The following is a 17,956-nucleotide window of genomic DNA, read 5'->3' as shown; positions in this document are numbered from 1 at the left end:
AGTCACAATATTGTTATCAGGCTCGTCGCTTGGTTGCAGAGTCCATCCAGACTGCCAGCAAAAGAATGGCCCCCTTGACGATATACTGCCAAAACGTCGGGACGTCCATCATACTCATCCCGTTATCCAACGAAGCCATGATAAATGCCCCCATCACCGCGCCTGCCACGCTGCCGACACCGCCTGCGAGGCTGGTGCCGCCAATGACGCAGGCGGCGATAGCATCCAGCTCGGCGATGTTCCCGGCCGAGGGAGAACCCGCCCCCAGACGCGAGCTGAGGATCAACCCGGCGATAGCAACCATCAGGCCGTTAATGGCGAAGACGGCGAGTTTTGTGCGCTCGACGTTGATCCCTGAAAGACGAGCAGCCTCAAGGTTGCCGCCGATGGCATAAATACGGCGACCAAACGCGGTACGCGTGGCCATAAACATCCCGGCCAGCAGCAACAGTGCCAGCAGCAATACCGGCGTCGGGACACCGCGATAGTCGTTCAGAAGCCAGATTGCGCCCAGCACAATGACCGCAGTGAGTGCCTGACGACCGACTGTGGACGTTGACGCTGGCGATGCCAGACCCAACGCCTGACGGCGCATTCGCCCACGCCACTGCCAGGCCACAAACGCCAGCAACCCAATCACACCGAACGTAAAGCCGACGCTATCGGCGAGGTAGCTCTGACCAATTTGTGACATGGCTGCGCTGGTAGGGGAGACGGTGGTGCCGTTGGTGATGCCAATTAAGATCCCGCGGAAGGCCAGCATCCCCGCCAGCGTGACAATGAACGACGGGACTTTACGGTAGGCAACCCACCAGCCGTTCCAGGCGCCCAGCAGCAGGCCCAGCACCAGCGTAACCGCAATGGTCAGCGGCAGTGGCCAGCCAAGCCAGACGTCAAAAATGGCCGCCACGCCACCAAGCAGACCCATCATCGACCCCACCGACAGGTCGATTTCCGCCGAGATAATCACGAATACCATGCCCACCGCGAGGATGCCGGTAATGGCGGTCTGACGCAGCAGGTTAGAGACGTTACGCGCGCTTAAATACGAGCCATCGGTCATCCAGGTAAAGAACAACATGATGGCAATAATCGCCGCGATCATCACGAAAACCTGCAGGTTCAGCGCTTTTAGCCCGGCAAACGCGCCGGGCGTCGGAACAGCGACTTTAATATCAGACGGATTGCTTTTCGACATGACGTTCGCTCCTTAAAGCGGCTTCCATCACCTGCTCCTGCGTCAGGTTCTGGTTAATCAGATTGGCTTTCAGTTTTCCCTCGTGCATGACCAGCACGCGATCGCTCATGCCGAGCACTTCGGGTAACTCAGACGAGATGACAATGACGGCAATCCCTTGCTGTACAAGCTGATTAATCAGTTTGTAGATTTCGTACTTGGCGCCGATATCGATCCCACGCGTCGGCTCGTCCAGGATCAATATGCGTGGATTGAGGAGCAGGCAGCGCGCCAGGATTGCCTTCTGCTGGTTGCCCCCGCTCAGACGTCCAATGGCCAGTTCCGGGGAGGATGTTTTAACCTTGAGTCTGGCGAGCGACTGGAGAATGCACTGCTGCTCAGCAGCATCATCGAGGCTGCTCAGCGCACCGGAGAACCTATCGAGCGCGGCAAGCGTGATGTTTTTACCCACCGCCATGACCGGGACGATGCCATCTTTCTTGCGATCTTCCGGTACCATGGCGATACCGTGGGCAATCGCCTGCTGGCAGTTCTCGATTTTTACCGGCTGTCCGTCGATAAAAATACGGCCTTCCCAGCGGCCCGGCCACACGCCAAACAGGCACTGGACGGCTTCAGTGCGCCCGGCCCCGACTAACCCCGCAATACCGAGGATTTCGCCGCTGTGAAGGGAAAACGAGACGTCATTAACGCGCTTGATGTGGCGGTTAACGGGATGCCACGCGGTGAGGTTTTCCACGCGTAACACTTCGTCACCCGTGGTGTGCGGTTCGTTTGGATAGAGCGCCGTGAGCTCGCGGCCCACCATCATGGTGATGATGTCATCTTCACTCATGCCGGCAGCTTCACGTGTGCCGATGTGCTGACCGTCGCGGATCACACAGATGGTGTCCGAAATGGCTTTTACCTCATTGAGCTTGTGCGAAATGTAGATGCACGCAATGCCGTGGTTTTGCAGATCGCGAATGATATTGAGCAGGACGGCCGTTTCCTGCTCGGTGAGGGAGGCCGTTGGCTCATCGAGGATCAGCAGCCTTACCTGTTTGTTCAGCGCCTTGGCGATTTCAACCAGCTGTTGTTGCCCGAGGCCAAGATCACCGACGCGCGTATCCGGGGAAATCGCGAGACTTACCTGGGCCAGCAGTTTTTCACAGCGTAGGGTCATGGTGTCGTAATCCAGTACGCCATGACGTGAAATTTCGGCCCCCAGAAAAATGTTCTCCAGCACGGTGAGGTGCTTCACCAGCGCCAGCTCCTGGTGGATGATGGCGATGCCTTTGCGTTCGGTATCGCGAATGTGTGTCGCCTGAATCACTTCACCGGCAAAGACAATTTCGCCTTCGTAACTGCCGTGCGGGTAGATCCCACACAACACTTTCATCAACGTCGATTTGCCCGATCCGTTTTCGCCACACAGCGAGACCACTTCGCCGGGATTGAGCCGCAGACTGACGTTGTCGACCGCTTTCACCGCGCCAAAGCGCTTGGTGATGCTTTTCATTTCAAGTAAATAAGGCATAACTGCTCCACATGACCCGAGGGAAGAACAGTACAACTCGATGCGCCCCCGCAGAGCAGGGGCGCGCTGGATTACAGTTCACTCTTCTTGTGGAAACCGTCTTTAATGACGGTGGCGTCAATGTTGTCTTTATTGACTTCAATGGGGGTGAGCAGACGAGCCGGAACATCTTTAAGCCCGTTATTCAGCGTCGCGTCTGCCTTAGGTTGCTTACCATTTCCCAGCTCCACGGCAATTTCCGCCGCCGTATTCGCAAGCTGGGTAATCGGTTTGTAGACGGTCATGGTTTGTGTGCCTGCCATGATGCGTTTGACGCCCGCGAGGTCGGCATCCTGACCCGAAATAGCCACTTTTCCTGCCAGCCCCTGGGCGCTGAGCGCCTGAATTGCGCCCCCTGCGGTGGCATCGTTGGATGCGACGACAGCATCGATTTTGTTGTTGTTGGCGGTTAAGGCGTTTTCCATGATTTTCAGCGCGTTTTCTGGCAGCCAGCCATCCGCCCACTGATCGCCGACCACTTTAATCTTACCGCTGTCGATATACGGCTTCAGGACTTTCATTTGCCCTTCGCGGAACAGCTTGGCGTTGTTATCAACCGGCGAGCCGCCCATCAGGAAATAATTGCCCTGGGGTACTTTATCGATCAGGCTTTTAGCCTGTAATTCACCCACTTTTTCATTGTCGAACGAAATATAATAATCGATATCCGCATTATTAATCATGCGGTCATAGGCTAAGACTTTTATGCCTTCTTGTTTGGCTTCTTTAACGACGTTACTTAATACCTGGCCGTTATAAGGGATAATGACCAGCACATCGACGCCGCGGTTGATCATATTCTCAATTTGCGACATTTGCGTTTCTTCGTTGCCGTTCGCGGATTGCACAAACACATTCGCGCCAAGTGATTCCGCTTTTTTCACAAAAATATCGCGATCTTTCTGCCAGCGTTCAAGGCGCAGATCGTCAATCGCCATGCCAATTTTGACTTCCTTGGCATGTCCGGCAAAGCTTGCAAGGAGGAGCGTAGTGCAGAGAGTAAGGGACAGGTTCTTTATCTTCATAATTATAGGGCCTTTTTGTAGGGGTATGTGTTGCTGAGATAAAAGAAACATTCACTGCTGGGACGCAGCAAATTTTTAACGGGGAAAGGCGGGCTGGCAATTACAGATTTTTATCTTCGCATTATGATATTTGGTTTATTTCTGAATTTATGACCGCGATCGAATTTTAAAATACGTAACGTCTTAATTACATTTGATTATGGAAGAGGGACCGAAAAATAGTTTGTCTGCACATTATTTTGCGAGCCAGCGCACAGTTGTGCATTCTCTCAATAGCAGTGTGAAATAACGTAATTGAGCAAGCCAAAATGTCTATTCACTATTACTCCTGTATCAACGACTCGCCGCATACCCTGATTATGGAGCTCAATATGCAAGCTTATTTCGACCAACTCGATCGTGTTCGTTACGAAGGCCCGAAAACAACCAATCCTTTAGCATTTCGTCACTACAACCCGGATGAGCTGGTGCTGGGTAAGCGCATGGAAGATCATTTGCGCTTTGCCGCCTGTTACTGGCATACCTTCTGCTGGAACGGAGCCGATATGTTCGGCGTGGGTTCCTTTGACCGTCCATGGCAGCAGCCGGGTGAGGCCATCGAGCTGGCGAAGCGTAAAGCCGATGTCGCCTTTGAATTCTTCCACAAACTGAACGTGCCGTACTACTGCTTCCATGACGTGGATGTGTCGCCGGAAGGCGCCTCACTGAAAGAGTACCTGAACAATTTCGCGCAGATGGTGGATGTGCTGGCGGCTAAACAGCAGCAAAGCGGCGTGAAGCTGCTGTGGGGCACGGCCAACTGCTTTACCAACCCACGCTATGGCGCGGGTGCGGCAACCAATCCGGATCCGGAAGTGTTTAGCTGGGCGGCAACGCAGGTGGTTACCGCAATGAACGCCACGCATCAGCTGGGCGGCGAAAACTATGTGCTGTGGGGCGGTCGTGAAGGCTATGAAACCCTGCTCAACACCGACCTGCGTCAGGAGCGCGAGCAGATTGGCCGCTTTATGCAGATGGTGGTCGACCATAAACACAAAATCGGTTTCCGCGGTACGCTGCTGATCGAACCGAAGCCTCAGGAACCTACGAAGCACCAGTACGACTACGACGTTGCTACCGTGTACGGCTTCCTGAAACAGTTCGGCCTGGAAAAAGAGATCAAAGTTAACATTGAAGCCAACCATGCCACGCTGGCCGGCCACTCTTTCCATCACGAGATTGCGTCTGCTATCGCGCTGGGTATCTTCGGTTCTGTTGATGCTAACCGCGGCGATGCGCAACTGGGTTGGGATACCGACCAGTTCCCGAACAGCGTGGAAGAGAATGCGCTGGTGATGTATGAAATTATCAAAGCGGGTGGTTTCACCACCGGCGGGCTGAACTTCGATGCCAAAGTGCGCCGTCAGAGCACCGACAAATACGACCTGTTCTATGGCCATATTGGCGCAATGGATACCATGGCGCTGGCGCTCAAAGTCGCCGCCCGTATGATTGAAGACGGTGAACTGGATAAACGTGTCGCGAAGCGTTATAGCGGCTGGAACAGTGAGCTGGGTCAGCAAATTTTGAAAGGCCAGTTATCGCTTGCGGACGTCGCGAAGTACGCTGAACAACATCAACTGGCACCGCAGCATCAGAGCGGGCATCAGGAGCTGCTGGAAAACCTGGTTAATCACTACCTGTTTGATAAATAACAGCGAGTAGATAATCACGTAAGCCCGGTAAGCGTCGCGCCACCGGGCATTTCTGTTAAAGGAGTCACCGAATGTATATCGGGATTGATCTTGGCACATCGGGTGTGAAAGCCATCCTGTTAAGCGAGCAGGGCGACGTGTTAGCAACGCAGACAGAAAAGCTGCAGGTCTCACGTCCGCATCCGCTATGGTCGGAACAGGATCCGGAGCAGTGGTGGCTGGCAACGGATCGTGCAATCAAAGCGCTAGGTGAACAGCACAGTCTGCGTGACGTCAAAGCCCTCGGCATTGCCGGGCAAATGCACGGCGCGACGTTACTGGACAGTCAGCATCACGTTCTGCGACCGGCCATTCTCTGGAACGATGGTCGCTGTGCAGAAGAGTGCGCACTCCTTGAAGAGCGAGTACCCACCTCCCGCAGTATTACCGGCAACCTGATGATGCCCGGTTTTACCGCACCAAAGTTACTGTGGGTACACCGCCATGAGCCGGAAATTTTCCGTCAGGTGGCGAAAGTTTTACTGCCAAAAGATTATCTGCGTTTTCGCATGACGGGTGATTTCGCCAGCGACATGTCCGACGCTGCCGGCACGATGTGGCTCGACGTGGCCAAACGTGACTGGAGCGAGGCCATGCTCGATGCCTGCCACCTGACTCGCGAACATATGCCAGCGCTCTATGAGGGCAGTGAGATAACGGGTACCTTACAGCCTGCCGTCGCAGAACGCTGGAATATGCCTGCTGTCCCGGTGGTGGCCGGTGGCGGTGACAACGCGGCGGGTGCCGTGGGGGTCGGGATGGTGGAAGCCGGGCAGTCGATGCTTTCGCTGGGAACGTCTGGCGTCTATTTTGCGGTCAGCGAGGGTTATCGCAGTAATCCTGAAAGTGCCGTTCACAGTTTCTGCCATGCGCTGCCGGGAAAATGGCATCTGATGTCGGTTATGTTGAGCGCCGCCTCTTGCCTTGACTGGGCCGCGAAACTGACCGGGATGGCTGATGTTCCGGCACTGATTGCTGCTGCACAGCAGGCGGATGAAAGTGCGGGTACCGTCTGGTTTTTACCCTATCTTTCCGGCGAGCGCACGCCGCATAACAACCCGGAAGCGAAAGGGGTATTCTTTGGGTTAACCCATCAGCATGGCCCGGCGGAACTGGCTCGTGCCGTTCTGGAAGGCGTGGGATATGCCCTGGCGGACGGAATGGACGTGGTACATGACTGCGGTGTGACGCCGGCGAGTATCACCCTGATTGGCGGCGGTGCGCGTAGCAGCTACTGGCGCCAGATGCTGTCTGATATCAGCGGACTGCAGCTCGATTTTCGTACCGGTGGTGATGTGGGGCCTGCGCTCGGTGCAGCGCGACTGGCACAGATTGCCATGAACCCGGAAACGCCGCTTTCTCAGCTGTTACCGCAGCTTCAACTGGAACAGGCGCATCTGCCTGACGCGGCACGTCATGCGCGTTATGCGCAAAGACGCGAGGTCTTTCGCAAAATCTACCAACAGCTGCTGCCGCTGATGTCGTAAATACGGTTGTCTGTCAGAGGCACGAGGTTGTCCTTTTTTGGTCTGTGCGGGCCTTCATTTCCTTGCCAGTATGGTGTCATACCCACTGGCGAGGAGATTCAACATGTCACGTACTGCATTAATCAACATCGATACTCAGCAGTCTTTTCATCATCGTCATTACTGGCAGGAGGACGAAATTCCTGCCTTTCAGCAGGCGATGCTGGGGCTGATTGAGGGCTGCCAGGCGCGTGGCATTCCTGTCGTTGATATTTTCCATGTAGATGAAGACGGTCCGTTTACACTGCAAAGCGGCTATGTCAAACCGATGGCCTTTTTACGTCATCAGCCGGACGTGGTCTTCCAGAAACACGTCCATAATGCGTTCACGGATACCGGGCTTGACCGCTGGCTGCGTGAGCGAGACATTAATCAGCTCATCGTGTGCGGCATTCGCACGGAACAATGCTGTGAAACCACTGCGCGGGTGGCATCCGATCTGGGCTATGCTGTGACCTTTGTTAGCGAGGCAACGCTCACGTTTCCAATGACGCACAAGGGGATAACCCTGAGCGCAGAGGAACTGCGCCATCGTACCGAGACGGTACTGGCCGGGCGGTTTGCCGACATTAAAACGGTTGCGGAGACGCTGGAGTCACTGTAATGAGCATCGACGTCTGGTTTGTGATGTTGCCCGGGGTGCTGTCATTAGACATGACGGGCCCGGCAGAGACCTTTGTGCTGGCCGGGGACGCGTTTCGCCTGCATTACATTGGTCCGCAGGCAGAGGTTCCGACGTCGATTGGTCTGATGATGGGCGGTATTCAGCCGCTGCCGGAAAGCCTGCCTGAGGGCAGTTTGCTGGTACTGCCGGGGGTAAGCGACTCCCGCTTTCAGTTTTCAACGCCGCAGGCGCAGCTGATCCAGCACTGGTTAATGCGCCTGCAGCCGCACATTCATCGTCAGGATATCACCGTCATGTGTGTCTGTTCAGGGGCGTTGCTGGCGGCAAAATCGGGCTTGCTGAACCACCGGCAGTGCACAACGCATCATGACGTTATAAGCCGTTTGCGTACGGCGGCTCCGACGGCAATCATCAAAGAAAACCGGATCTTCGTGCAGGATGAGAATATCTGGACCAGCGCCGGCATCACCTCGGGCATCGACCTGGCGCTGCATATGATTAACCGCCTGTGTGGCGCAGAAAAAGCGCTGGCCGTGGCGCGCGAAATGGTGGTCTGGTTTCGTCGCTCCGGGGACGATCCCCAGCTGTCGCCATGGTTACGCTACCGCAATCATCTTCACCCGGCCATTCATCGTGCGCAGGACGCGCTTACCACCGAGCCGCACAAAGCCTGGGTTTTACCCGAGATTGCCGCTCTGGCGCATGTCAGCCCGCGCCATTTAACGCGGCTTTTTCAGACGCATTTAGGGATAAGCGTTCGCGACTATCTGGAGCAGTTGCGTCTGGCGGTGGCTGAACAGTGGCTGTTGCAAGGGCGTGGCGTGGAACAGGCCTCACTGGCTGCGGGGTTTTCCTCCCCGCGCCAGTATCATCGTGCCCGACAGCGCAGCGTTAACTGACGAAGCGGCGGGTGTCGACCTTCTGCAGCAGCATTGACAGCAGCAGGCTCGCCATCAGCGTGACGGTGAAAATCCACAGGATATCCAGCACCGGCCAGCTTTTGAACTCGACCCCTCTCGTTCTCAGGGCGTGGATCACCAGCGCGTGAAAACCGTATATTCCGAGCGAGTGCCGGGAGATAACGCTCAGCACCGGAAGGGGGCGTGCGTTCAGGGTGTTTTTGACGAGCGTAAGCAGGGATACGGCACAGATGAAGACCATCGGGCCGCAATACAGGTACCAGGTATCGGCAAAATTGCCGCGCCATTGCAGTTCATGCAGCGTCCCACGCGAAATCACGATCACGCCGATGATAAACAGCGCTGCACATAGCCCGTTCATGCCGCGTTTTTGGGTGTCCATCATCCCGATAGCTCGCCCCAGCATGCCGTAGAGTACGTAGTAAAAGGTATCGCCGTTGATATAGAGATTGACCGGTAACCATTCAAAACCATCAATTTTCTGCGAGACCGTATTCGGGTTGGCTATGATGCCAATGACCACCATCAGCGCCAGCAGCATTTTCCCGCTCACGGTTTTCACCTGAATCAGTGGGGAAACCAGATAGATAACGATAATGGCGAAGAAAAACCACAGATGGTAGAAGACGGGTTTTTGCAGAAGGTATTTGAGAGATAGCCCGGCGTTAATCGAGGTGAACAGGGTGATATAGAGCAAGGCCACGGCGCTGTAGAAGCCCAGGCAGGCGGCGATGCGGATAAAATGCCGCGGTTGCGCGCTACGCTCGCCAAAAAAGAGAAAGCCGGAAATCATAAAGAACAACGGCACACTGACCCGCGACGCGGAGTTAAGAATATTGGCTATATCCCAGTTAACAGGGCTGATACTGTGCGCATTGGTGACATACCAGGTCGTCGTGTGGATCATGACCACCATCAGACACGCTATTCCTCGCAGATTATCAATCCAGCTAATTTTTGACGACATCAGTTCCTCATCATCCCTTGTAAATTCAGTGTGACTGCGATTGTATTGAAGCCTCTCTCTGGAAAATTCTGAGTTTTATTGAGCAGCCTTGTTTGAAAGCCGCGAGGTTCGCAGAATGCCAGGGCATAATCTATAAAAGCTTTGCTACTAAAAATAACAGCCACTGAACAGGGCGGTAATAAAAATGATGATGAAGCGTGCGGCGTCACTCTTTCTGCTGTTTATCCTGGCAGGATGCAGTACGCCACCCTCTGCACCCGTGCAAAAAGCACAGCAGGGAAAAATCAGCCCGGAACGCTCCCTGAATATGGAGCAGTTCTGTAAGGATCAGGCTGCGCGCCGCTATAACTCGGATGCGCAGAACATTGATGTCACCGGATTTGAGCGATTCCAGGGGAGTTATGAGCTGAAAGGCCATACGTCCCGTAAAGAGGGCTTTGTCTGTTCGTTTGACGCAGACGGTCAGTTTTTACATCTCTCCATGCGCTAAGCCGCTCGCATAATCAACAGCCAGACGCCAGCAACTGCCTGGCGTGGTGGCTTATTTCCCCAATTTTCCCTAAACAAACCCGTTTCGTACTGTATATCTTGCAGGCAGCGGGTATACTGGTCCCTTCCATTTAAAACCACACGTATCCAGCACGACATACTATGCAAAAGTTTGATACCAAGACCTTCCAGGGCCTGATCCTGACCTTACAGGATTACTGGGCTCGTCAGGGCTGTACCATTGTTCAACCTTTGGACATGGAAGTAGGCGCAGGCACTTCACACCCAATGACCAGCTTACGCGCGTTGGGGCCGGAGCCAATGGCGACTGCTTATGTGCAACCTTCACGTCGTCCGACCGATGGCCGTTACGGCGAAAACCCGAACCGTCTGCAGCATTACTATCAGTTCCAGGTGGTGATTAAGCCATCGCCAGACAACATTCAGGAACTGTACCTCGGGTCACTGAAAGAGCTGGGTATGGATCCAACCATTCACGATATCCGTTTCGTGGAAGATAACTGGGAGAACCCAACGCTGGGTGCCTGGGGTCTGGGTTGGGAAGTGTGGCTGAACGGTATGGAAGTGACGCAGTTCACTTACTTCCAGCAGGTTGGCGGTCTGGAATGTAAACCGATTACCGGCGAAATCACCTACGGTCTGGAACGTCTGGCCATGTATATTCAGGGCGTAGACAGCGTTTACGACCTGGTCTGGAGCGACGGCCCGCTGGGTAAAACCACCTACGGCGACGTGTTCCATCAGAACGAAGTGGAGCAATCCACTTATAACTTCGAATACGCGGATGTGGACTTCCTGTTCACCTGCTTCGAGCAGTACGAGAAAGAAGCGCAGCAGTTGCTGGCGCTGGAGTCTCCGCTGCCGCTGCCTGCTTACGAGCGTATTCTGAAGGCCGCCCACAGCTTCAACCTGCTGGACGCCCGCAAAGCCATCTCCGTGACTGAACGTCAGCGCTACATTCTGCGTATTCGTACCCTGACCAAAGCCGTTGCAGAAGCGTACTATGCGTCCCGTGAAGCCCTTGGCTTCCCGATGTGCAACCGAAACAAATAAGAGGCGGCCATGTCTGAGAAAACTTTCCTGGTGGAAATTGGCACCGAAGAGCTGCCACCAAAAGCCCTGCGCAGCCTGGCTGAATCTTTTGCTGCGAACGTGACTGCTGAGCTGGATAACGCTGGCCTGGCACACGGTAAAATTGAATGGTTTGCTGCTCCGCGTCGTCTGGCGCTGAAAGTGGCGAACCTGGCGGCGTCTCAGCCGGATCGTGAAGTTGAAAAACGTGGCCCGGCGATTGCTCAGGCGTTTGATGCTGAAGGCAAGCCAAGCAAAGCGGCTGAAGGCTGGGCGCGTGGTTGTGGTATCACCGTCGATCAGGCTGAGCGTCTGACCACCGATAAAGGCGAGTGGCTGCTGTACCGTGCACATGTGAAAGGTGAAAGTGCGCAAGCGCTGCTGCCTGACATGATTGCCACGTCGCTGGCCAGACTGCCGATTCCAAAACTGATGCGCTGGGGCGCAAGCGACGTGCACTTCGTGCGTCCTGTGCACACCGTGACGCTGCTGCTGGGCGATACCGTTATTCCGGCTACCATCCTGGGTGTGGCGTCCGATCGCGTGATCCGTGGGCACCGCTTCATGGGCGAGCCTGAGTTCACCATCGACAATGCTGACCAGTATCCGCAGATCCTGCTGGAGCGCGGTAAAGTTATTGCTGACTACGAACAGCGTAAAGCCAAAATCAAGGCGGATGCGGAAGACGCGGCGCGTAAGATTGGCGGTAAAGCGGATCTGAGCGACAGCCTGCTGGAAGAAGTGACCTCTCTGGTTGAATGGCCAGTGGTACTGACCGCGAAGTTCGAAGAGAAATTCCTGGCCGTGCCGGCTGAAGCGCTGGTGTACACCATGAAGGGTGACCAGAAGTACTTCCCGGTTTACGCCAACGACGGCAAGCTGCTGCCAAACTTCATCTTCGTGGCGAACATTGAATCAAAAGATCCGATCCAGATTATCTCCGGTAACGAGAAAGTGGTGCGTCCACGTCTGGCGGATGCCGAGTTCTTCTTCAACACCGACCGTAAAAAGCGTCTGGAAGATCACCTGCCACGTCTGCAGACCGTGCTGTTCCAGCAACAGCTGGGTACGCTGCGCGACAAGACTGACCGTATCGCGGAGCTGTCTGGCTGGATCGCACGTGAAATCGGTGCGGATGTGAACCACGCAACGCGCGCGGGTTTGCTGTCCAAGTGTGACCTGATGACCAATATGGTGTTCGAATTTACCGACACCCAGGGTGTGATGGGGATGCACTACGCGCGTCACGATGGTGAAGCGGAAGATGTGGCCGTGGCCCTGAACGAGCAGTATCAGCCGCGCTTTGCGGGTGACGCGCTGCCGTCTAATCCGGTGGCTTGTGCGGTCGCGATTGCCGATAAGATGGACACCCTTGCAGGTATCTTTGGCATCGGCCAGCATCCAAAAGGCGACAAAGACCCGTTTGCGCTGCGTCGTGCTGCCCTGGGCGTGCTGCGTATCATCGTTGAAAAGAACCTGAACCTGGATCTGCAGACCCTGACTGAAGAAGCGGTACGTCTGTACGGTGATAAGCTGACCAACGCCAACGTGGTCGACGATGTGATCGACTTTATGCTTGGTCGCTTCCGTGCGTGGTATCAGGACGAAGGTTACACCGTCGATACCATTCAGGCGGTACTGGCACGCCGTCCAACCCGTCCGGCAGATTTCGATGCGCGTATGAAGGCGGTTTCCCACTTCCGTACGCTGGAAGCGGCATCTGCACTGGCCGCGGCTAACAAGCGTGTCTCTAACATTCTGGCGAAATCCGACGAAACGCTGAACGAGCGTGTGAACGCTGCGACGCTGAAAGAGCCAGAAGAGATCGCCCTGGCGATGCAGGTTGTGGTACTGCGTGACAAGCTGGAGCCGTATTTCGCCGAAGGCCGCTACCAGGAAGCCCTGGTGGAGCTGGCGGAACTGCGTGATGTCATCGATGCCTTCTTCGAGAAAGTGATGGTGAACGTGGAAGATAAAGAGCTGCGTATCAACCGTCTCTCTATGCTCGAAAAACTGCGTGAGCTGTTCCTGCGCGTGGCGGATATTTCGCTGCTGCAGTAACGTGCATGTGCCCGGTGACGGGCCAGCAGATGAGAAAAAACCCGCTTCGGCGGGTTTTTTTATGTCTCGTTTTTTGTGAGCCAGGTAAGCGCAGTGCAATCGCCTAAAAATTCACCTTGAAATGGTCAGCAAATTACCGTTATCCTGTTTCTCGTTATATTTCTCCCTCAGGAGCGCATCCCGAAAATGAACAAACACGACTGATGAATTTCGATCCTTGCTAAACGCGACCGCGTCGGCAGGGGATGTTTTGATTTCATTCAGGAGTGCTTATGGCTCATTTTGCGCAATCCCCTTCTTTTATTTTGCATCAGGTGACCTGTCAGTTTGCGACGGGCGATACCCTTTTTGGTCCGCTGAATCTTTCTCTGGCGCCGTCACTGTGCGCGCTGGTTGGCCGCAACGGCAGCGGTAAAACACGTCTGCTACGTTTGCTGGCGGGGTGTGATGAACCTGCCAGCGGTCATATCGAACGTTTTGCAACGCACGCTTATGTGGCCCAACAGCCCGATATCTCCCCGCGAACCACACTTGCTGAGCTGCTGGGGTATGAGGCGATTTTTGCGGCGCGTAAGCGCATCGACAGCGGTGACTACCAGCCCGATGATTTGGCGCTACTCGACGGACACTGGGATGTAGCAGAACGCCTGAGCGAGGCGTTTCTCCATGCAAAACTTCCACCATTTGACCCGGATAAATCAGCCATGGAACTCAGCGGCGGCGAGCGCATTCGCGCGTTGCTCTGTGGCGCGTTTACGGCTGATGCGGATTATCTGCTGCTGGACGAACCCACCAACCATCTCGACCGGCAGGGACGTGAGTGGTTCTACGACCAACTCTCCCGTTATCAGGGGGGCGTGCTGGTGGCCTCCCACGACCGTGAACTGCTGGCGAAGGTACCGCGTATTCTTGAACTGAGCGCCTCGGGTCTTCGCCACTACGGTGGCAGTTACGACGACTATACGCATCAGCGGGACGCCGAACAGCAGGCAGCCCGTGCGGCACTGGAACATGCGGCAACAGAACGCAAACGCACCCGCGCACGGATGCAAAAAGAGCATGACGAAAGCCAGCGGCGTTCGGCGAAGACGTTACGTACGGTCGATAACCTTAATATTGCCTCGTTCGAGCGGGTCAAATACAAAATGGCCGCCAAAGAGCGCATTGGCGCCTGGAAAAAACAGCATGGCGATCAACATGAAGCGCTGAATGCCGCGGTGAACAAGGCCCGGGAGCGAGTTGAAGAGGAGAATCCGGTGATGTTCACGTTGCCTGGAAGCCAGATTGCAGAGGGGAAACAGGTGCTGGTGATGGAGGGGCTGGTGCTGCCGCACGTCACTCTCCCGCCGACCAACTGGCGGATGGACGGACCGATGCGTGTGGCGCTAAAAGGGCCAAACGGCTGCGGTAAATCGACGTTTTTAAAAGCCATTCTCGGCGAAGTGGCTCCGCTCTCAGGAACGTGTAAGGTATCGGTAAACTGCGCTTATCTCGATCAACATCTGTCGCAGCTCGATCTTTCGCAGTCGGTGATGGCGCATCTCAATCTGAGTCATACACCTCTGGAAGAGGGTGTGCTGCGAACCCGTTTAGCGCAGCTTCAACTGGGCGCCGACAAAGTGGTGCTTCCGCTGGCTGAGCTGAGCGGCGGGGAACGTCTCAAGGCTGCTCTGGCCTGTGTCTTGTGGCGTGAAGACGCTACGCAGCTTTTACTGCTGGATGAACCGACCAACCATCTGGATCTGGCCTCGGTCGAGGCGATTGAAGCCGCACTGGCCGGTTTCCCCGGGGCATTGCTGGTGGTTTCTCACGATGAGGCTTTTTTGCGGGGGTTAGCATTGACGCATGAACTGGTCTGGGAAGAGGCGGGTTGGCGGTGTGCCCCCCTTTAAACACAAGCCCCCGCAAAGGCGGGGGCGGTAACTCACTTTACTGCATCATGCTATATGCTTGCTGAGTGCAGGGTTGGCCTGAATCAGGCGCATCAGCTTTAGCTCGGTTGGGGTGGGTTTTTCGCGTTTTGACTCCCACTCCTGCACCATAGCCACGCTGACACCCATCGCTCTGGCGAATTCTTCAGTTTTTAATCCAGTCCCTTTGCGCAATTGCTCATATTCTTTAAAGGGATTGGATCTTTGTTGCAGGGTTAACGTCTGCGGTACATCTTTAAAAATAATCTGTTCCAGGCTGCTCAGCAGCTCAAGCTCAGGATCTTTATATTCCATTGAGGACTCCTCTTAAATCACATACCGGGATCAAGAACATCAGAGAGCCTGTTAAGAATAGTCCCTAATACAAACGACGGATCGTCACGGATGTGATTAATCGTGCGGTAACGATCGCTTTATGCGTTTCAGCCGTTGCCAGGGTGAGACTAATTACCTGATTACGCTTATGTCGGCTTCGCCAGGTATTTTTTTGTAAATAGTAAGAAATAAAACGGCAATAGCCGTTTTGCATGAAAAGAGTATCTTGCAGGGCTGACCTGGACTATCCTTGTCAGCGTCGGGCACGCGTGTGCCGGTGTGCGCTTTTTTGGGTGAAAGGAGTAATGAAATGGCGACAGGAAAGTCCTGCTCTCGCTGGTTTGCGCCTATTGCGGCGTTGTTGATGGTTGTTAGCCTGAGTGGGTGTTTTGATAAAGAAGGCGATCAGCGCAAAGCGTTTATCGATTTTCTACAGAATACGGTGATGCGCAGCGGTGAACGGTTGCCGACGCTGACTGCGGATCAGAAAAAACAGTTTGGCCCCTTCGTGTCTGATTACGCCATTCTTTATGGTTATTCACAGCAGGTGAGCCAGGCGATGGATTCCGGTATCCGTCCGGTTGTGGATAGCGTGAACGCTATTCGCGTCCCGCAGGATTACATGACGCAACGTGAACCGCTGCGCCAGTCCAACGGTGCGCTCGGCGTGCTGAGCCAACAGCTGCAGAATGCGAAAATGCAGGCGGACGCGTCACGTTCCGCGCTGAAGCAGGGCGACGATCTCAAACCGGTCTTCGACAAAGTGTATGAGAAAGTGGTGTCGAAACCTTCTGAAGCGATGCAACCGCTGATCCCGGCCGCGCAAATTTTCACGCAGCAGCTGGTTCAGGTGGGGGACTTCATCTCCCAGCAGGGCACTCAGGTGAGCTTTGTGGCCAACGGTATTCAGTTCCCGACCTCGCAGCAGGCAAGCCAGTATAATGCGCTGATTGGGCCATTGGCCTCCCAGCACCAGGCCTTTAGTCAGGCGTGGAGTGCAGCGGTCGCTGCCACAGAATAAATCGGAAAACCCCGCCTCAGGCGGGGTTTTTTATTCCGGGCGAAAATAACGCTTGTTATTCTTCTACCACATCGGTATAACTATACAGGTCGGTTTGTTACACAGACCTAAAGCAGTTTAGTAAAGCAGTCCAGATTGTTATCCATAGATACCCTTCGTAGTGACCCTTCCTTCATCGCTTAAAAATCTGTAACACAATCCATCAAGCCGGAAGGCACAATATATTTGTTAATTAAGGTAATTCTATGTCTGCTAAAATGACTGGTCTGGTAAAATGGTTCAACGCTGATAAAGGTTTCGGCTTCATCACTCCTGACGATGGCTCTAAAGACGTGTTCGTACACTTCTCTGCTATCCAGAACGAAGGCTACAAATCTCTGGATGAAGGTCAGAAAGTTTCCTTCACCATCGAAAGCGGCGCTAAAGGCCCAGCAGCTGGTAACGTTGTAAGCCTGTAAGCTTCCAACCCAGTAGCACAAATTTTAAAAACCCGCCTTCTGGCGGGTTTTTTCATTTCTATCGCTGAACCTGCGGGTTAACGCAGTTGATTTCCACCTTTCCGCTAAGGGCAGCGATCAGGTTGTCTACCGCGGTCGCGGCCATGTTGTAGCGTGTTTCATGGGTTGCTGAGCCGATGTGGGGCAGGGCCACCACGTTGGGCAATGAAAGCAACGGTGAGTCCACCGGCAGCGGTTCCTGTTCAAACACGTCAAGACCGGCAGCATGGATCTCACCCTGTTGCAGAGCCTCAATCAACGCCTTCTCATCCACCACCGGGCCACGACCCGCGTTGATGAAAATGGCCGTTTTCTTCATTTTTTCAAACGCCTCTTTACCGATAAGATGACGGGTTTCGTCCGTCAGCGGCAGGATCAGACAGACAAAATCGGCTTCCTGCAGCAGCGTATCCAGCTCGCAGTAGCGGGCGTTAAAACGTTCTTCGGCTTCACTGTGATGACGACGCGCGTTATAAAGAATCGGCATGTTAAAACCAAAATGTGCGCGCTGCGCCAGAGCCAGGCCAATACGGCCCATGCCAACGATGCCCAGCGTTTTGCCATGAACATCCACCCCAAACCAGTCCGGACCAATGCTTTTTGTCCATTCGCCAGCTTTGACGCGATCGGCCACTTCGACCACACGACGCGCCGTGCTGAGGACCAGCGCCATCAGCGTGTCGGCCACGGTCTCCGTCAGCGCATGTGGCGTATGCATCAACAGGATCTTGCGGGCATTAAGGGCATCCACGTCGAAGTTGTCATAGCCCACGGAAACGGTAGAGGTAGCACGAAGCTTCGGCATTTTCTCCAGCAGGGCGACATCCACTTTTTCGCTTGAACCCAGCAAACCTTCGGCGCTGGCGAACGCATCGGCGTGCTGTGCCACGGTTTCCGGGCTGAGGTTCTTCACCTGGGTAACGGTGAAGTGTTCCTCAAGGCGTTTCTGCAGATCTTCCGGCAGTGCTTTATACAAAATGACGGACGGCTTCATGCTA

The 17,956-nt window shown here is 54.7% G+C and carries 16 protein-coding genes; 10 read left to right on the top strand and 6 right to left on the bottom strand.

The features are described 5' to 3' along the window. Nucleotides 1–16: 16 nt before the first annotated feature. The 3 genes from xylH to xylF all read right to left on the bottom strand — a co-directional run bounded on the left by xylH (nucleotide 17) and on the right by xylF (nucleotide 3,781). Nucleotides 17–1,198 carry a xylose ABC transporter permease XylH gene (gene xylH, locus ACMVME_RS17175; RefSeq protein ID WP_014168116.1) on the bottom strand — a complete coding sequence of 394 codons (1,182 nt, stop codon included), beginning with the start codon at nucleotides 1,196–1,198 and terminating at the stop codon, nucleotides 17–19. Further along, a complete protein-coding gene (locus tag ACMVME_RS17170; RefSeq protein WP_068795312.1) occupies nucleotides 1,176–2,717 on the bottom strand; it encodes a xylose ABC transporter ATP-binding protein in 1,542 nt (513 codons plus the stop codon). The genes xylH and ACMVME_RS17170 overlap by 23 nt, the downstream gene beginning before the upstream one ends. 71 nt (nucleotides 2,718–2,788) lie before the next feature. Then, nucleotides 2,789–3,781: a D-xylose ABC transporter substrate-binding protein gene (gene xylF / locus ACMVME_RS17165; RefSeq protein ID WP_032679983.1), complete on the bottom strand. Its 993-nt coding sequence runs from the start codon at nucleotides 3,779–3,781 to the stop codon at nucleotides 2,789–2,791. A 371-nt stretch (nucleotides 3,782–4,152) separates the two neighbouring features. Between xylF and xylA the strand changes: the two genes are divergently transcribed. The 4 genes from xylA to ACMVME_RS17145 all read left to right on the top strand — a co-directional run bounded on the left by xylA (nucleotide 4,153) and on the right by ACMVME_RS17145 (nucleotide 8,564). Continuing rightward, nucleotides 4,153–5,475, top strand: coding sequence for a xylose isomerase (gene xylA, locus ACMVME_RS17160; protein WP_086462926.1), 1,323 nt, complete (start codon nucleotides 4,153–4,155; stop codon nucleotides 5,473–5,475). Between the two features lie 71 nt (nucleotides 5,476–5,546). Next, nucleotides 5,547–7,001, top strand: a complete 1,455-nt coding sequence (xylB, locus tag ACMVME_RS17155) for a xylulokinase (protein WP_193163723.1) — start codon at nucleotides 5,547–5,549, stop codon at nucleotides 6,999–7,001. Between the two features lie 103 nt (nucleotides 7,002–7,104). Then, nucleotides 7,105–7,644: an isochorismatase family protein gene (locus ACMVME_RS17150; RefSeq protein ID WP_020882645.1), complete on the top strand. Its 540-nt coding sequence runs from the start codon at nucleotides 7,105–7,107 to the stop codon at nucleotides 7,642–7,644. Further along, a complete protein-coding gene (locus tag ACMVME_RS17145) occupies nucleotides 7,644–8,564 on the top strand; it encodes a GlxA family transcriptional regulator (RefSeq protein WP_068795310.1) in 921 nt (306 codons plus the stop codon). Before ACMVME_RS17150 ends, ACMVME_RS17145 begins: the two co-directional genes overlap by 1 nt. Here the strand turns inward: ACMVME_RS17145 and ACMVME_RS17140 are convergent. Further along, nucleotides 8,557–9,552 carry an acyltransferase gene (locus ACMVME_RS17140; RefSeq protein ID WP_020882643.1) on the bottom strand — a complete coding sequence of 332 codons (996 nt, stop codon included), beginning with the start codon at nucleotides 9,550–9,552 and terminating at the stop codon, nucleotides 8,557–8,559. The two genes, ACMVME_RS17145 and ACMVME_RS17140, sit on opposite strands and share 8 nt — an antisense overlap. Before the next feature lie 184 nt (nucleotides 9,553–9,736). On the opposite strand from ACMVME_RS17140, the gene ACMVME_RS17135 reads away from it, so the two are divergent. The 4 genes from ACMVME_RS17135 to ACMVME_RS17120 all read left to right on the top strand — a co-directional run bounded on the left by ACMVME_RS17135 (nucleotide 9,737) and on the right by ACMVME_RS17120 (nucleotide 15,086). After that, entirely contained in the window at nucleotides 9,737–10,042 is a 306-nt protein-coding gene (locus ACMVME_RS17135; protein ID WP_014168124.1) for a YsaB family lipoprotein, read from the top strand. A 161-nt stretch (nucleotides 10,043–10,203) separates the two neighbouring features. After that, the gene (gene glyQ, locus ACMVME_RS17130; protein WP_014168125.1) at nucleotides 10,204–11,115 is read left to right on the top strand and encodes a glycine--tRNA ligase subunit alpha; all 912 of its coding nucleotides are present in this window, start codon (nucleotides 10,204–10,206) and stop codon (nucleotides 11,113–11,115) included. A 9-nt stretch (nucleotides 11,116–11,124) separates the two neighbouring features. After that, nucleotides 11,125–13,194, top strand: a complete 2,070-nt coding sequence (gene glyS / locus ACMVME_RS17125; RefSeq protein ID WP_014168126.1) for a glycine--tRNA ligase subunit beta — start codon at nucleotides 11,125–11,127, stop codon at nucleotides 13,192–13,194. A 272-nt stretch (nucleotides 13,195–13,466) separates the two neighbouring features. Beyond that, entirely contained in the window at nucleotides 13,467–15,086 is a 1,620-nt protein-coding gene (locus ACMVME_RS17120) for an ABC-F family ATP-binding cassette domain-containing protein (protein ID WP_068795309.1), read from the top strand. Nucleotides 15,087–15,131: 45 nt separating this feature from the next. Here the strand turns inward: ACMVME_RS17120 and ACMVME_RS17115 are convergent, their stop codons facing one another. After that, a complete protein-coding gene (locus ACMVME_RS17115; protein WP_014168128.1) occupies nucleotides 15,132–15,419 on the bottom strand; it encodes an HTH-type transcriptional regulator in 288 nt (95 codons plus the stop codon). 331 nt (nucleotides 15,420–15,750) lie between these two features. On the opposite strand from ACMVME_RS17115, the gene ACMVME_RS17110 reads away from it, so the two are divergent. Both ACMVME_RS17110 and cspA read left to right on the top strand, forming a co-directional pair. Further along, a complete protein-coding gene (locus ACMVME_RS17110) occupies nucleotides 15,751–16,461 on the top strand; it encodes a DUF3053 domain-containing protein (protein ID WP_020882641.1) in 711 nt (236 codons plus the stop codon). A 245-nt stretch (nucleotides 16,462–16,706) separates the two neighbouring features. Continuing rightward, nucleotides 16,707–16,919, top strand: coding sequence for an RNA chaperone/antiterminator CspA (cspA, locus tag ACMVME_RS17105; RefSeq protein WP_014168131.1), 213 nt, complete (start codon nucleotides 16,707–16,709; stop codon nucleotides 16,917–16,919). Between the two features lie 58 nt (nucleotides 16,920–16,977). Here the strand turns inward: cspA and ghrB are convergent, their stop codons facing one another. Further along, entirely contained in the window at nucleotides 16,978–17,952 is a 975-nt protein-coding gene (gene ghrB, locus ACMVME_RS17100) for a glyoxylate/hydroxypyruvate reductase GhrB (RefSeq protein ID WP_014168132.1), read from the bottom strand. Nucleotides 17,953–17,956: the final 4 nt, after the last annotated feature.

Source organism: Enterobacter cloacae complex sp. 2024EL-00711, from assembly GCF_047529885.1.
Lineage (GTDB): Bacteria > Pseudomonadota > Gammaproteobacteria > Enterobacterales > Enterobacteriaceae > Enterobacter > Enterobacter ludwigii.
The sequence above is the reverse complement of the archived record's forward strand: the minus strand, read 5'-3'. Positions and strand labels throughout refer to the sequence as shown.

Coding starts and splice junctions, on each gene's coding strand:
- xylH (WP_014168116.1), bottom strand. CDS start 1,198: ATGTCGAAAAGCAATCCGTCTGATATTAAAGTCGCTGTTCCGACGCCC.
- ACMVME_RS17170 (WP_068795312.1), bottom strand. CDS start 2,717: ATGCCTTATTTACTTGAAATGAAAAGCATCACCAAGCGCTTTGGCGCG.
- xylF (WP_032679983.1), bottom strand. CDS start 3,781: ATGAAGATAAAGAACCTGTCCCTTACTCTCTGCACTACGCTCCTCCTT.
- xylA (WP_086462926.1), top strand. CDS start 4,153: ATGCAAGCTTATTTCGACCAACTCGATCGTGTTCGTTACGAAGGCCCG.
- xylB (WP_193163723.1), top strand. CDS start 5,547: ATGTATATCGGGATTGATCTTGGCACATCGGGTGTGAAAGCCATCCTG.
- ACMVME_RS17150 (WP_020882645.1), top strand. CDS start 7,105: ATGTCACGTACTGCATTAATCAACATCGATACTCAGCAGTCTTTTCAT.
- ACMVME_RS17145 (WP_068795310.1), top strand. CDS start 7,644: ATGAGCATCGACGTCTGGTTTGTGATGTTGCCCGGGGTGCTGTCATTA.
- ACMVME_RS17140 (WP_020882643.1), bottom strand. CDS start 9,552: ATGTCGTCAAAAATTAGCTGGATTGATAATCTGCGAGGAATAGCGTGT.
- ACMVME_RS17135 (WP_014168124.1), top strand. CDS start 9,737: ATGATGATGAAGCGTGCGGCGTCACTCTTTCTGCTGTTTATCCTGGCA.
- glyQ (WP_014168125.1), top strand. CDS start 10,204: ATGCAAAAGTTTGATACCAAGACCTTCCAGGGCCTGATCCTGACCTTA.
- glyS (WP_014168126.1), top strand. CDS start 11,125: ATGTCTGAGAAAACTTTCCTGGTGGAAATTGGCACCGAAGAGCTGCCA.
- ACMVME_RS17120 (WP_068795309.1), top strand. CDS start 13,467: ATGGCTCATTTTGCGCAATCCCCTTCTTTTATTTTGCATCAGGTGACC.
- ACMVME_RS17115 (WP_014168128.1), bottom strand. CDS start 15,419: ATGGAATATAAAGATCCTGAGCTTGAGCTGCTGAGCAGCCTGGAACAG.
- ACMVME_RS17110 (WP_020882641.1), top strand. CDS start 15,751: ATGGCGACAGGAAAGTCCTGCTCTCGCTGGTTTGCGCCTATTGCGGCG.
- cspA (WP_014168131.1), top strand. CDS start 16,707: ATGTCTGCTAAAATGACTGGTCTGGTAAAATGGTTCAACGCTGATAAA.
- ghrB (WP_014168132.1), bottom strand. CDS start 17,952: ATGAAGCCGTCCGTCATTTTGTATAAAGCACTGCCGGAAGATCTGCAG.